Below are 12,626 nucleotides of genomic sequence, written 5' to 3' on the forward strand. Positions count from 1 at the left end.
CGAACGGATGCATTGACACGTCCCGATCGGTCGGCGAGGCTGGGCCCGCACCCCACCGGGCCGGTGGCGGGCGGGAGCCGTGGGCAGTTCCCGCCGTACCCCTGAAGACCCATGCCCTTTTCCCCGGGCCCTTTTCTCACGGAGTGCTGAGCCCTCATGTCCTCTTCGCTACGAATCCGCATCCTGATCAGCGGTCTCGTCGGGATCGTCGTGGCCACCCTGGCCGCGGTCGTCCTCCCGGCCGGGCCCGCCGCCGCGCACGGCAACGTCACCGGGCCGGCGTCCCGCAACTACGGCTGCTACGAACGCTGGGGCAGCAAGTTCCAGGACCCGGCCATGGCCACCGCCGACCCGATGTGCTGGCAGGCCTGGCAGGCCGACCCGAACACCATGTGGAACTGGAACGGCCTCTTCCGCGAGGGTGTCGCCGGCAACCACCAGGCCGCCATCCCCGACGGTCAGCTGTGCAGCGGCGGGCGCACCCAGGGCGGCCGCTACAACTCGCTGGACGTCGTCGGTGACTGGACGCCCACCTCGGTCGGCAACAACTTCAACGTACGGCTGTTCGACGGGGCCAGCCACGGCGCCGACTACATCCGGGTGTACGTCACCAAGCCCGGTTTCAACCCGGTCACCACCGCCCTGAAATGGTCCGACCTGGAGCTGGTCAGCCAGATCGGCAACACCCCGGCCGCCCGGTGGAACTCGGTCACCGGCGGCGTGCAGATCGACCTGCCGGTGGCGCTGTCCGGGCGCTCCGGGCGGGCCATGGTCTACACCATCTGGCAGGCGAGCCACGCGGACCAGTCGTACTACTTCTGCAGTGACGTGGCCTTCGGCGGCACCAGCACACCGCCTCCGACCACCCCGCCGACCACCCCGCCGGCCAGCACCCCGCCCGTCTCCCCGTCGGCCACGGCGGCGCCCACCACCCCGGCCCCGCCGGCGACCGGTGCCTGCTCGGCCACGTACGCCGTGAGTTCCTCGTGGCAGGGCGGCTACCAGGGCGAGGTCAAGGTGACCGCCGGCACCGCGGCCGTCAAGGGCTGGACCGTCACGCTGGCGTACCCCGGCGCCCAGACGATCCAGCAGGGTTGGAATGCCACCGTCTCGGCCAGTGGCAGCACGGTGACCGCCACGAATGCCGGATACAACGGCGCATTGGCGGCCGGCGCGAGTACGACGTTCGGATTCATCGCCTCGGGGTCCAGTGCCGTCCCCACGGCAACCTGTCGCGCCACAGTCTGAGCAATTCCTTAAGGTTCTTCCACCCGACCGGGATGACAGTTACAGTTATCGATGGGAGCGCTCCCAACCACATCCTCCCGTCCCCCTGGAGGTGACCCGGCAAGACCATTCACTGGCCCGGCTCCCGCACCGAACATGAACCGTCCGAAAGCGAAACTGGACGGGGGATGAGGCGCCCTCCTCATCCCCCGTTTCGCGTTGTCCTGCTTATTTTCCGCACAACGAGGGCCCGCGCCGGCGTCCCTTCCGCCGCGGGCCCTCGTGCTTGTCCGGCCGCAGTCCTCAGCCGGTGACCACCGGGTTCCACCCGTCGGTTCCGGCCAGGTACTTCTGGGCCGTGTAGTTCGCCGCGGCCGCGTCACTGAGCTGCGGCCGGTTGCTGTTCACCGTCGCGCCGGCGCCGGTGTTGCGGTACTCCGACAGCCGCGCGTCCCGCCACGAGAAGCCGCTCATGTCGGTCCACGGCTGGGCCGTACGGATGTGCGCGCCCAGCGACGAATTCCGGATCAGCACCTGCGGATCGGCCGAGGTGTCACCGCCGGGGTGCCAGGGCCGGCCGAGATACACCGTGCCGGCGGCCGCGTCACTCGTCAGCCGGGAATTGACGATCAATATGCCGTAGGTACGCGCACCCGGCGTCGCCGAGGCGGTCACATAGCCGTTGTTCGACTGATTGCGCGTCGACGAGAAGATCTCGCAGTTGTCGAAGACCGAAGTGCCGCTGCCGTAGATGAAATCGACGTCACCCTCGACATAGCTCTTGTAGAAGTACGCCCGTACCGCGCCGTGCACCAGCAGGGTGTCCTGATCACCGATCAGCCGCAGGTTGCGGAACTTCGCCCGGTCGGCCTTGACGTAGAGCGCGAGCGCCTGTGAGGCACCGTTGGCGCTCTCGTTGTAGTCGTTGCGGACCGTCAGGTGGCGCATCTCGATGTCCTTGGCCCCGAGCAGCACCGTGGCGCTGCCCTCGGTCCCGTCGGTGTTCTGCGGCCGGCTCGCCGTGATGACGACATCGGTGGCGACGCCCGTGGCGCCGGTGAAGACGATGTTGGGCTTGTTCGACGGCACCACTACCCGGCCGGCGTAGGTGCCCTTCTTGATGGTGATCGTGGCGGTGCTGGAGTTGCCGGCCGGGACCAGGTCGACGGCGGCCTGCACCGTGCGCACCGTGCCGGAGCCGTCGGCCGCCACGGTGATCGCGAGAGCGGCCTGCGCACTCGTGACGCCGGCCAGGGTGCCGGCCAGTGTGGCCAGCCCGGCCAGACCGGTCGCGAGCAGCTTGCGAGGGATCATGAGAGCTCCTGTGGGGATCGGACACCGGAGTGCCCGGCCCCCCGGGAGCGGGAGGCCGGGCACGCACCGGGTCAGAGCGAGATGCGACCCGCGCCGGCGTTGCCGGTCACGATGGACTTCACACTGCTGGCGGCGTCGGCCGTGTAGCCGTACGGGATGGCCTTGACGCTGCCGCCGGTCTGGCCGGAGCCCGAGGAGACGAGCAGGTTGCCCCGGGCGACCAGCGTGCCCGGACCGGAGTCGCCCTCACCGAGGTGGAACGGGTCCGAGACACCCTCGAACGAGTTGTTCTCGACCAGCACGCCGGCACCCTCGGTCGAGGCCACGCCGTAGCCGCTGTTGTTGCGGTAGTAGTTGTTGTAGACGTGCACCGGGTTGCCGAAGCGCACCCGCGGGTGCCGCTGGGTCGAAGCGTCGAACCAGTTGTGGTGGTAGGTCACCCGCAGGTGGCCGGTGTCCTGCGAGGCGTTATCGTCGCTGTGGCCCAGCAGCATCGACTTGTTGTGGTTGTAGACCCGGTTCCAGGACACCGTGACGAAGTCGGAGCCGCGCTTGATGTCGACCGCGCCGTCGTAGCCGTTGGTGAAGGTGTTGTGGTCGACCCAGATGTTGGTGGCCGAGGTCTGCACGTTGATCGCGTCGTCGTTCCAGTCCCGGAACGTGATGTTGCGGATGATCACGTTGCGATCGCCGTTGATGTTGAGGCCGCAGCCCGCGATGGTGGCGCCGGCGTTGCCGATGATGGTCTTGTTGGACCGCACCCGCAGCATGCCGGAGCAGGAGATGGTCCCGGAGACGCGGATGACCGCGGCCGAGCTGGAGCCGACGGCCGTGGTCAGCGCCGAGGCGCTGGTCACCGTGGTGGTCGCGGCGCTGCCACCGCCGGTGGTCCCGCCGTTCTGGGTGGCCCAGCCGACCAGGTCGGTGATGGCGGCCAGGGTGCTCGGCGGGGCGGCGGCCGCGGTGGTCTCCGCGGCGGAGGCGGCGCCGGTCATAGTGATTCCGGCGGTGACGAGGGCGAGAGCGGCTGCGCCGGCGGTTGAGCCGAGCACGAGCTGGCGCACGTTGCTGCGCATGGTTTCTCCTTGACGCTCGGTGAGGTGCCGCGCGATGGATCGCGGCGGGTGAGGAACGGATGAGGTGCCGTCCGGAACGACACGAGCGGCCGCCGGCCGGATCGCCGGGGCGTCACGCTGCTGCAGCTGTTGCTGGCTCCCGCGCCCGCTTTGCCCGAAGCAAGCGCTTACCTATACCACAACAACACAGACGGACGTCAATGTGAAGGCATAGGCGTTTGCAGGTTGTTTGCAGACATTCGGCTCAGTACACGTACGGCCAGCCCGCCGAGTCGTACCCGATCAGGTTGATGCCGAGCCGGGACGCGCCGTTGTCCGCGTAGTAGTGATAGACCAGCACGTCACTGTCGGTGTCGGTGAAGACGGCCTGGTGGCCCGGTCCGTGGATGCTGCCGTGCGAGGCCAGCATCTGGGTGCCGCCGCCGGCGGTCATGGCGGTGCCGTTGCGGTCCACGAAGGGCCCGGTGACGCTGGCGGACCGGCCGACCATGATCCGGTACGTGCTGGACGCGCCCCGGCAGCAGTAGTCGAACGACACCCAGAGGTAGTAGTACGAGCCGTGCCGCACCAGGGTCGGCGCCTCGATCGCACCGCCACCGCGACCGGCGAGGGACCGGATCGTGCTGTCCGACCGCTTGCCCGTCGAGGCGTTCAGGGCGACCTGCTTGATCCCGGACCAGAACGAGCCGAAGCTCAGCCACCACCGGCCCTGGGTGTCCACCGTGAGGTTGGGGTCGATCGCGTTGTAGTCGTTGCCGCTGTTCGACTCGATCACCAGGCCCTGGTTCGTCCACGACCCGGACGCCCCGGTGGTGCTGGTGGCCAGGAAGATCGCCGACCGGTTCGAGCCGAAGGTGGAGGCCGAGTAGTACAGGTGGTACCGGCCGTTGCGGTACGAGATGTCGGGCGCCCAGAGATTGCGGCTGCCCCCGGTGTACGCGGTCGTCCAGCTCGCCCCGTTCGGGAAGACGGCGCCCGCGTTGCGGAAGGCGGTCCGGTCCGAAGAGGTCTTGAGCTGGATGTTGTCCCCGGTGTACGCGGCGAGATAACCACCCGCGGGCGTCTTGACGATCGACGGGTCGTGCACCCCGATGTCGCCGGTCACGACGCCCGGGTTCGGATAGTCGGCCGCTTCCGCGGTGGCGACACCCGTCAGCGCCAGCAGAGCGCCGGTGAGCACACCCACCAGCAGGCCGCGCCGCCCGGTGCGGCGCGTGCGGATCTCGGGCATGGGACCTCCCTGAGCAGACAATGACATCGGTCGATGCCGTGCCGCAGTGTGAACGGTAACAAACCGCGTCGTCAAGGTGTCCCGGTGGTTTCCGGCAGATGAGGTCAGTCCGTCGCCGAACGGGCGCAGCGGCGCAACTCCTCGAGCACGCACTGCGCCGGCGGGGTCGACTCGACCGACGTCTGCACCACGGCGTGGATCGAGCGCCGTACCGCCGGCGCGGTGACCGGCACCGCGACCAGGCCGGCCGGCAGGTTCGCGGCGCCCAGCCGCGGCAGCACCGTGACGCCGATGCCGGCCGCGACGAAGGCCAGGGCGGTCGGATAGTCGTGCGCCTCCACCCGGAACGGCGGGTTGAAACCGGCCGACCGGCAGGCGTCGATGAGGTTCTCCCGGCACCAGCCCCGGGCGAAGTCGTTGTCGATCCAGCGCTCCCCGGCCAGCCGGGCCAGCTCCACCGCCCCGGCGCCGGCCAGTGGGTGCCCCGGCGGCACGACCACCACGTACGGGTCGTCCAGCAGGTGATGCACGCGGGTGTCCCGGCTGCCCGCGAAGTCCGGCGGCGCCACCAGCAGCTGGATGTCGACGCGCTTGGCGGCACCGGCGGTGAAGTCGTCGCGCAGTTCCAGATCGAGCCGGATGTCCGGGAAGCGCCGCAGCAGCGTACGGGCGACGGCGGGCAGCCACGCGGCCCCGACCGACGGGAAGTAGGCCATGGACAGCGAGCCGGTGCGCCCGTCGCGCAGATCGGCCACGAAGGCCTCGACGTCGCCGAGCCGGCTCAGCGCCCCGTCGATCTGCTCGGCCAGCGCGAGCCCGACCGAGGTGGGCTCGATCCCCCGGCCGCTGCGGGCCAGCAGGACCAGGCCGGTCTCCCGCTGCAGGGCGGTGACGTGCTGACTCACCGCCGACGGGGTGTAGCCGAGATTGGCCGCGGCGGCGTTGACCGAGCCGCTCGCCACCACGGCCCGGAAGATGCGCAGTCGGTGCAGGTCCAGCATGATGGTCACCGTACAGCAGGGCTTAACGGTGCGGTAGGAACACTTGCTTGTGCTTAATCGGGTGGCCCGGCCAGATTGGGGTGATGCGCACTCCCAGCCTGCCCCTGCTCGCCACCGCCGTCACGATGATCCTGTGGGCCTCGGCCTTCATCGTCATCCGTTCCGTCGGCGGTCACTACACCCCGGGCGCGATGGCGCTGGGCCGGCTCGCCGCCGGCTCCGCGGCGCTGAGCCTGGTCGCCGCGATGCGGCCCCGGCGCCTCCCCCGCGGCCGTCCGCTGCTGCTGGTCATCGGGTACGGCGTGCTGTGGTTCGGCCTGTACGCGGTGGTGCTGAACGCGGCGGAACACCACCTCGACGCCGGCACGACGGCCCTGGTGGTCAACGTCGGCCCGATCCTGATCGCCGTGCTGGCCGGCGTCTACCTCAAGGAGGGCTTCCCCCGCGGCCTGGTCACCGGCCTGGTGATCGCCTTCTCGGGCGTCGTCACGATCGCCGTCGCCACGTCGACCGGGCGGCACGATGCGATCGGCGTCCTACTGGCCCTCGGCGCCGCCGCCCTGTACGCCGTCGGAGTCCTGCTGCAGAAGCAGGCCCTGCACGATGTGGACCCGTTCACCGCGACCTGGCTCGGCTGCCTGGCCGGCACCGTGGCCTGCCTGCCGTTCGCCGGAGACCTGCTCGTCCAGCTCGGAGACGCGCCACGCAGCGCCACGCTCGGCGTCGTCTACCTCGGCCTGTTCCCCACCGCGATCGCCTTCGCGACCTGGGCGTACGCGCTCAACCGGATGAGCGCGGGCGGGCTGAGCTCGTCGTCGTACCTGGTCCCGGGCATCGCGGTGCTGCTGTCCTGGCTGTTCCTCGGCGAGGTGCCGGCCCCGCTGGCGTTCCTCGGCGGCGCGCTGTGCCTGGCCGGGGTCGCTGTGACCCGGCTGCCCCCGTCAGCACTGTTGCACATTCTTGGCAACAAGTCTGGACCGAGGGCCCGTCGGTAAGTAGCGTGACGGGCATGACTCATTACCTCGCCGAGGTGGCGGACGCGTGGCAGGAGAGCTGGGACCGGCAGCAGGAGGCGTACCTGCCGGACCGGGAACACCGGATCACGGCGATGCTCGACGCCGTCGAGGCGGTGGCCCCGCACGGCCGGCCCGAGGTGCTCGACCTGGCCGGCGGCACGGGCACGATCGCGCTGCGCACCCTCGCGCGCTTCCCGCAGGCGCGGGTCACCGTGGTGGATCAGGACCCCGTGCTGCTGGCCCTGGCCGAGGCATCCCTCGACGGCCGGGCCCAGATCATCGCCGCGGACCTCAATCAGCCGTCCTGGACCGAGGCGCTGCCGCACCGGCACTACGACGCTGTGCTCACCGCGACGGCGCTGCACTGGCTCGCGCCGGACCGGCTCACCGTGCTCTACGCCGAGGTCCACGACGTGCTGCGCGCCGGTGGCATCTTCGCCAACGCCGACCACATGCCCGACGAAGGGCTGCCGGAGCTGACGAAGCAGCTGCTCACCAGGGCGGACAGCCGCCGCGAGGCCCGCTATGCGACCGGTGCGGCGCTGTCCTGGCGGGACTGGTGGACGCGCGTGGCAGCCGACCCACGGCTGGCGCCGCTGCACGCCGAACGGGAGAAGATCTATCCCACCGCGCACGGCAGTTCGGAGTGGACCCCGCCGGCCGGCTGGCACCTCACGGCGCTGCGGACGGCGGGCTTCACCGAGGCTGGACTGCTGTGGCGCGGTGGTGCGGACGCCACGGTCACCGCCGTGGCGTGACGGCGCGGATCAGCCGCTGCGGCGGGTGCCGTACTGGCGGGGGCTCTGCACCGAGCCGCGGCCGACCGGCTGCTGACCCTTGCTGAAGACCTCGCCCCCGCCGCCGGAGCCCTTCTTGCCCTTGGCCCGGCGCTCGGCCCGGTTGGCGAAGACCTCCACCTCGGGCTCCTGCTCGGCGGGCTCCCCGGTGGTGGCTTCTGAACCGGCACTCGACTCGGACATCGTGACTCCCTGAGCTGACGGCGGCCGCGTGGATCGGCACCGACCCGGGCGACGCGGCGGCCGACCGCCAAACGGTATCGCAGAACCCCGCGGCACCGGCGCCCGATCCACCCCCGCCGCGCGGGACGTCGTCAGGAGGCGCCACCCGAGCGGATGCTCTCGCGGATCCAGCCGGCGATGTTGTCGGTGCGGGCGCTGTTCTCCACCGCGGTGTGCGGGCAGCTCGGGCCGTTGCTGACCACCGACACCAGCACCGGGCGGGCCTTGCCGCGCTCCAGGAAGAAAGGGGCCCCGGAGTCGTACGGGCACGGCGTGGTGTCGGGCTGGGGGGCGTACCCCTGCAGGCCGGTCACGGAATCGCTCAGCGAGACCACGGTCATCTGCCCGGTCCGGAGCCGGGTCACCGGCGCCGGGCTCACGCTCGTGGTGGAGCCGTAGCCGGTGACCCGGACGACGGCGCCGATCTCCGGGGCCCGGTGCCCGATGCGCAGCGGCCGCACGTCGCGGACCGGCTGCTCCAGCCGGGCCAGCGAGACGTCCGCGGTCGGTGACTGGATCACCGCGACGACCTTGAGCTCATGGCCGCCGGTGCCGGTCAGATCCGTGCGGCCCACCGTCGCGATGGTCAGGTCGGCGACCGGGTAGTTGACCCGCACGTTGTTGGCGTCCCGGAAGCAGTGCCCGGCGGTGATCACCCACTGCGGCGCGATGAGGGCGCCGGAGCAGGCGCTGTTGCGACGTCCGCCGCTCGCCGTGGGGATGCCGGTCATGGTCAGCTTGACCGAGAACCGGTACTTGCCGTCCGGCACGGGCTCGCCGTTGGCGATCGCGGTCGCGGCGCCACCGGTGCTCAGCACCAGGCTCAGCACGGCCACGGGAGCGAGCAGGGCACCGACAAAGATCGATCTCGTCCGTCGCATCCGGCCAACCTAGCGGCCGGCTCGCGCCGGGTGAACCCCGCACGCGTACGGATGTCCGACAGCGCCCGTCCGCACCGGGCCCGCCGGTGCGTCCGTGCAATGTCGACTCAGCGGGTGGAGGCGGTGCGCAGGGAGAGGGCCTGGAGGAAGACGGCGCCGATCTGGGCCGGGTCCTCGGCGACGAAGACCCCGCCGCCGGTCACCTGGGTGATCCGCTCCAGCGGCGCCTCGTCCACCGCGTCGCCGACCCCGACCACGATGACCTGGACCGGCTTGTCCGCGCTCTTCGCCCCGTCCAGCTGGGTGAGCAGCTGCTCCAGCTTGATGTCGCCGGCCTTCTGTCCCGCGTCGGCGCCGTCGGTCATCACCAGCACCGAGTTGACCCGGCCGGCCTGCCAGCCCTTCTGCACCTCGCGGTAGCCGTCGAGGATCGTGCGGTAGAGCCCGGCGTCGCCACCGGCGGGCTTGATGCCGCTCAGCGCCGCGGTGACGTCGTCACGGTTGTCGGTCAGCGGCCCGATCGGCTCGAGCTCACGGTGGTTGCCGGGGCCCGCGCCGGCGGCGAACAGCCAGAGCCCGACCTGCCAGTCGTCGCTGAACAGACCCAGGCCGCTGCGGGCGGCCGCCAGGGTCACCTGCATCCGGCTGGCGTTGCGGGCGGTGGGCACCGGGGTACGCATGCTGTCCGAGGCGTCGACGATGGCCAGTATCCGGGCCGGCGCCACCACGGCCGACCAGCCGGCCAGCGCCCGGTCGATGGTCGCGCCGTCCGTGGTCGACGCCGCGGCCTCACCGCTGCCGGCCGCCGGGGACGGGCCGATCCGCTTGGGCGCGCCGTCCGGGCTGACGAAACCACCCGGGGTGCTGCCGTCCGGCAGGCGCAGGCCCGCCACGGCGAGGGCGTCGCGGAAGCCGGAGCTCTTGCTCAGGGTCTCGTAAAGCTGGTGCGCGGCCTCGGCCTGGGACTGACCCAGCTCCGGCAGGACCGTGAACGGATAGTCCAGCGGCGCCGCCGCCGGGTCGAGATACAGCGCGGTGAGGTCGACCGGCGGCTTACCCGCGTTGTACGTGACGACGTCACTCTCCGACATGGCGGCCAGCCCCAGCCCGCCGGCCAGCGAGCCCTCGTCGTCGCCCTGGGGCAGCTGGGCCATCAGGTCGTCGCGCAGCACCGAGGTGTCGGTCGCCAGCGCGCGGAGCAGGCCGTTGGAGGTGCCCGGCCGGCGCTGGTCCAGCGTCGACGCGGTGCTGCTCAGCACGAGCAGGCCGGACAGCGCGGCGGCGTCACGGGACGGGTCGACCGTGCCGGCCCGGAAGTTGGTGCTGGTGGTGATCTGCGCGACCAGGTCGGCGTAGCTGAGCTTCTTGTCCGGCCAGCCGAGGTCCTTGGCCACCGGCTCCGGCATCGCCATGACGACCGGGCTCATCGCGAGCGAGCCCTCCTCGGTGAAGGCGAACCGCGGCGCGGCCGCGCGCAGCCGCTGCAACCAGGTGCGCGAGTCGGCGATCCAGACGTCCGGCGGAGTAACTCCGGCCCGCGGCGCCCCGGCGCCGGTGAGCGAGACCTTCTGCTGCGCGCCGAGCACGGCGGCGACATCGGCCGGATCCGCGGCGCGGACGTCGACGACCGCGCAGGTCCCCTCGACGTCGGCCTTACCGGCGACCCAGCTCGCCGCGGACTGCTGCACAGCGGCGGCGATCTCCGGCGCGGCGGACACGGACAACCGCACCTGACCGCTGCACTCCCCGCCCCCGAACTGGCCCACGGCGATCCGCGCGCCGGCCACCACAGCCACCACAGCCAGGATGGTGAGCACGGCTGTACCCGCGCGGAGTCGCAAACGTCGTCGATGGCGGCCTGTCACGTAGCCATCATCGACAAGAACACCTTCTGCCGCTAGGCCTGGATGGCACGGATATGGCCGAGACAATCCGTTTAAGGGGGCAAGGCGGTCCGGAAAACGCGGGACGCGCGGCATATGTGGCTTTTAGAAGGGCGTTCGAGAAAGCAAGGGGACGAGTGGACACGATCAGTACGATCACCGCCATGTTGCGCAGCGACCACGCCCTGGCCCGCACCGTCGACGCGTACCGGACGGCCGAGTTCGCGACCCTGACCCCCGACGGCACCCCGATCGCCTGGCCCACCGCCATCCTGCGCGGCGACGACGGCACCCTGCTGGTGACCACGTCACTGGCCTTCCCGCAGAAGGCACTGAACGTACGCCGCGACGGCCGGGTGGCGCTGCTGTTCTCGGACCCGACCGGCAGCGGCCTGCCGGACCCGCCGCAGATCCTCGTCCGCGGCACGGCAACCTGTCCGGAAAAGATCCACACGGTCCCGGAAGGCGAACTGGGCCGGCTGTGGAAGTCGCTGTTCGAACGGCAACCGGGAGCGCGCGCCTATCTGAACGTGGCGGCCCGCCGGTTCACCGACTGGTACTTCATGCGGCTGCTGATCACGGTGACACCGACGGAGATCACGACAGCACCCCGGCCGGCGCCCGGGCCGGGCATCACCGACGGTCCGCTGCTGGGGGCTCACGCGCTGACGGGGTACGGCACTGCGGTGCTCGCCGCGACGGACAGCGCGGGGGCGCCGGTGCTGCGCCGAACCACTGTCACGAGCACGGCGGACGGGTACGGGGTGGCGCTGGACGAGGACGCGGGGGTGGCGGCGGGGCCGGCGAGCCTGCTGGTGCACCGGCACGACGAGAAGCTGGCTGGGCTGCACAACGCTGTGGTGCGGGGGCGGCTGGCGCGTACCGGGGTGGGGTGGGTGCTGGCCCCGGAGAGGGTGATCGAGCCGGTCGGGCGCGGGCCCCGGGACATGGTGCGGACGGTGCAGAACTGCCGGGCCGCGACAAAGCGCTACCTGGACCGGCGTGGATTGGCGCGGCCGGTCATCCCGTGGGCGGAGTATCGGAAGCTGGCCGCTAAGCGTTAGATCCGCGCTCCTCGATCAGATCGTCGGCCGCCGCGTAGGTCTTCCACCACTTGTCGCGGCGGTGCTTGACCAGCACGCCGCCGAAGCGGGACATCAGCAGCCAGTTGCCGTTCAGGACCAAGGCCGCGTCCTCCGGGCCGGTCTGCAGCAGCCGCCGGACGATCAGCATCATGGCGCCCACCGCGCGGTCGGGCTCTGCGTCCTTGTCCAGGCGGAACGTCACCGCGACGTACGCGGCCGGCTCCCACTCCCACATGCCGGTGTCCGTCTCGGCGTCGAAGTAGCCGTTCTGCCCGGCCCGGACGGTGACCTCGAACCCGTACCGCTCCGAGAGGTCCGCCGCTAGCAACTGCGGCGTTCCGGTCGGCCGCTCGTCCTGCTCGGGCAGCGCCCGCTCCGCGATCAGCACCGGGAGCGTGGACCCGGCCAGGGTCAGCCGGTATTCAGTCGCCATGTGTCACGCTCTCAGCCGTCTTCCGGGTTCGGGGTGATCTGGACAATGTCTCCCTCGGGCGTGATGACCTTGACCTCTTTGAGGTGCTCGATCGGCCAGGCCTGGAACTGCCGCCGGAGGTCGGCGACGTTGCCCCGCCAGTCTTCCAGGTTCACCACCACGCGCTGTGTCTGCTCATCCTTGATCTTCGTCTCGACCTGGCTCCAGATTCCGCGCACGCCCTTGTGCTGCGACGGCGAGTAGCAGTCGAAGACGCGGCCCTCGATCAGGTAGTCGGGTTTCGACGTGGGCCGGCCCGAGTCGCCGGTCTCCTGTCGCGCCCGGGCCACCTCGTCGGCAGTGGGATTCTGCTCAACGCGGTGCCCCCGATCGGCCAGGATTGCCGCGCCCGAGTTCTCCCGCTCCAAGGAACGGCGCACTTCGTCGTCCTCGTGCGGACGGATCCGGGTCGGCTCTCCCT

Annotated in this window: 13 protein-coding genes; 4 read left to right on the plus strand and 9 right to left on the minus strand. The window is 71.0% G+C overall.

The window, feature by feature from the left end; genetic code table 11:
* Positions 1 to 156 precede the first annotated feature (156 nt).
* Positions 157 to 1,248, plus strand: a complete 1,092-nt coding sequence (locus ACQP2Y_RS28115) for a lytic polysaccharide monooxygenase auxiliary activity family 9 protein (RefSeq protein ID WP_433718036.1) — start codon at positions 157 to 159, stop codon at positions 1,246 to 1,248.
* A gap of 282 nt (positions 1,249 to 1,530) precedes the next feature.
* Here the strand turns inward: ACQP2Y_RS28115 and ACQP2Y_RS28120 are convergent, their stop codons facing one another.
* From ACQP2Y_RS28120 to ACQP2Y_RS28135, 4 genes are all read right to left on the minus strand, one after another.
* Positions 1,531 to 2,541, minus strand: coding sequence for a pectinesterase family protein (locus ACQP2Y_RS28120; protein ID WP_433718037.1), 1,011 nt, complete (start codon positions 2,539 to 2,541; stop codon positions 1,531 to 1,533).
* Positions 2,542 to 2,612: 71 nt separating this feature from the next.
* Positions 2,613 to 3,617 (minus strand): pectate lyase family protein, encoded by a 1,005-nt coding sequence (locus ACQP2Y_RS28125; RefSeq protein WP_433718038.1) that lies wholly within the window; start codon positions 3,615 to 3,617, stop codon positions 2,613 to 2,615.
* Between the two features lie 244 nt (positions 3,618 to 3,861).
* Entirely contained in the window at positions 3,862 to 4,848 is a 987-nt protein-coding gene (locus tag ACQP2Y_RS28130; protein WP_433718039.1) for an arabinan endo-1,5-alpha-L-arabinosidase, read from the minus strand.
* Positions 4,849 to 4,952: 104 nt separating this feature from the next.
* Entirely contained in the window at positions 4,953 to 5,849 is an 897-nt protein-coding gene (locus tag ACQP2Y_RS28135; RefSeq protein WP_433718040.1) for a LysR family transcriptional regulator, read from the minus strand.
* Positions 5,850 to 5,932: 83 nt separating this feature from the next.
* On the opposite strand from ACQP2Y_RS28135, the gene ACQP2Y_RS28140 reads away from it, so the two are divergent.
* Entirely contained in the window at positions 5,933 to 6,844 is a 912-nt protein-coding gene (locus ACQP2Y_RS28140) for a DMT family transporter (RefSeq protein WP_433718041.1), read from the plus strand.
* 14 nt (positions 6,845 to 6,858) lie between these two features.
* On the plus strand, positions 6,859 to 7,623 hold the full coding sequence (locus ACQP2Y_RS28145; RefSeq protein ID WP_433718042.1) for a class I SAM-dependent methyltransferase: 765 nt from the start codon (positions 6,859 to 6,861) through the stop codon (positions 7,621 to 7,623).
* Between the two features lie 9 nt (positions 7,624 to 7,632).
* Here ACQP2Y_RS28145 and ACQP2Y_RS28150 read toward each other — a convergent pair whose 3' ends face one another.
* The 3 genes from ACQP2Y_RS28150 to ACQP2Y_RS28160 all read right to left on the minus strand — a co-directional run bounded on the left by ACQP2Y_RS28150 (position 7,633) and on the right by ACQP2Y_RS28160 (position 10,582).
* Positions 7,633 to 7,845 (minus strand): hypothetical protein, encoded by a 213-nt coding sequence (locus ACQP2Y_RS28150; RefSeq protein WP_433718043.1) that lies wholly within the window; start codon positions 7,843 to 7,845, stop codon positions 7,633 to 7,635.
* A gap of 131 nt (positions 7,846 to 7,976) precedes the next feature.
* Positions 7,977 to 8,765, minus strand: coding sequence for a S1 family peptidase (locus ACQP2Y_RS28155; protein WP_433718044.1), 789 nt, complete (start codon positions 8,763 to 8,765; stop codon positions 7,977 to 7,979).
* A gap of 107 nt (positions 8,766 to 8,872) precedes the next feature.
* Positions 8,873 to 10,582 (minus strand): substrate-binding domain-containing protein, encoded by a 1,710-nt coding sequence (locus tag ACQP2Y_RS28160; RefSeq protein ID WP_433718045.1) that lies wholly within the window; start codon positions 10,580 to 10,582, stop codon positions 8,873 to 8,875.
* 230 nt (positions 10,583 to 10,812) lie between these two features.
* Here ACQP2Y_RS28160 and ACQP2Y_RS28165 point away from each other — a divergent pair, with 230 nt between their 5' ends.
* The gene (locus ACQP2Y_RS28165) at positions 10,813 to 11,712 is read left to right on the plus strand and encodes a pyridoxamine 5'-phosphate oxidase family protein (RefSeq protein WP_433718046.1); all 900 of its coding nucleotides are present in this window, start codon (positions 10,813 to 10,815) and stop codon (positions 11,710 to 11,712) included.
* Here ACQP2Y_RS28165 and ACQP2Y_RS28170 read toward each other — a convergent pair.
* Both ACQP2Y_RS28170 and ACQP2Y_RS28175 read right to left on the minus strand, forming a co-directional pair.
* Positions 11,702 to 12,166 carry a SitI3 family protein gene (locus ACQP2Y_RS28170; protein WP_433718047.1) on the minus strand — a complete coding sequence of 155 codons (465 nt, stop codon included), beginning with the start codon at positions 12,164 to 12,166 and terminating at the stop codon, positions 11,702 to 11,704. The two genes, ACQP2Y_RS28165 and ACQP2Y_RS28170, sit on opposite strands and share 11 nt — an antisense overlap.
* 11 nt (positions 12,167 to 12,177) lie before the next feature.
* Positions 12,178 to 12,585, minus strand: a complete 408-nt coding sequence (locus tag ACQP2Y_RS28175; protein ID WP_433718048.1) for a hypothetical protein — start codon at positions 12,583 to 12,585, stop codon at positions 12,178 to 12,180.
* Positions 12,586 to 12,626 lie beyond the last annotated feature (41 nt).

This window comes from Actinoplanes sp. CA-051413, from assembly GCF_050955795.1.
Taxonomy (GTDB): Bacteria; Actinomycetota; Actinomycetes; order Mycobacteriales; family Micromonosporaceae; genus Actinoplanes.

Bases quoted from the DNA above. Each gene is read 5' to 3' on its own strand.
- ACQP2Y_RS28125 (WP_433718038.1), bottom strand. From the start codon at position 3,617: ATGCGCAGCAACGTGCGCCAGCTCGTGCTCGGCTCAACCGCCGGCGCA.
- ACQP2Y_RS28130 (WP_433718039.1), bottom strand. From the start codon at position 4,848: ATGCCCGAGATCCGCACGCGCCGCACCGGGCGGCGCGGCCTGCTGGTG.
- ACQP2Y_RS28145 (WP_433718042.1), top strand. From the start codon at position 6,859: ATGACTCATTACCTCGCCGAGGTGGCGGACGCGTGGCAGGAGAGCTGG.
- ACQP2Y_RS28150 (WP_433718043.1), bottom strand. From the start codon at position 7,845: ATGTCCGAGTCGAGTGCCGGTTCAGAAGCCACCACCGGGGAGCCCGCC.
- ACQP2Y_RS28165 (WP_433718046.1), top strand. From the start codon at position 10,813: ATGTTGCGCAGCGACCACGCCCTGGCCCGCACCGTCGACGCGTACCGG.
- ACQP2Y_RS28120 (WP_433718037.1), bottom strand. From the start codon at position 2,541: ATGATCCCTCGCAAGCTGCTCGCGACCGGTCTGGCCGGGCTGGCCACA.
- ACQP2Y_RS28140 (WP_433718041.1), top strand. From the start codon at position 5,933: ATGCGCACTCCCAGCCTGCCCCTGCTCGCCACCGCCGTCACGATGATC.
- ACQP2Y_RS28155 (WP_433718044.1), bottom strand. From the start codon at position 8,765: ATGCGACGGACGAGATCGATCTTTGTCGGTGCCCTGCTCGCTCCCGTG.
- ACQP2Y_RS28115 (WP_433718036.1), top strand. From the start codon at position 157: ATGTCCTCTTCGCTACGAATCCGCATCCTGATCAGCGGTCTCGTCGGG.
- ACQP2Y_RS28135 (WP_433718040.1), bottom strand. From the start codon at position 5,849: ATGCTGGACCTGCACCGACTGCGCATCTTCCGGGCCGTGGTGGCGAGC.
- ACQP2Y_RS28170 (WP_433718047.1), bottom strand. From the start codon at position 12,166: ATGGCGACTGAATACCGGCTGACCCTGGCCGGGTCCACGCTCCCGGTG.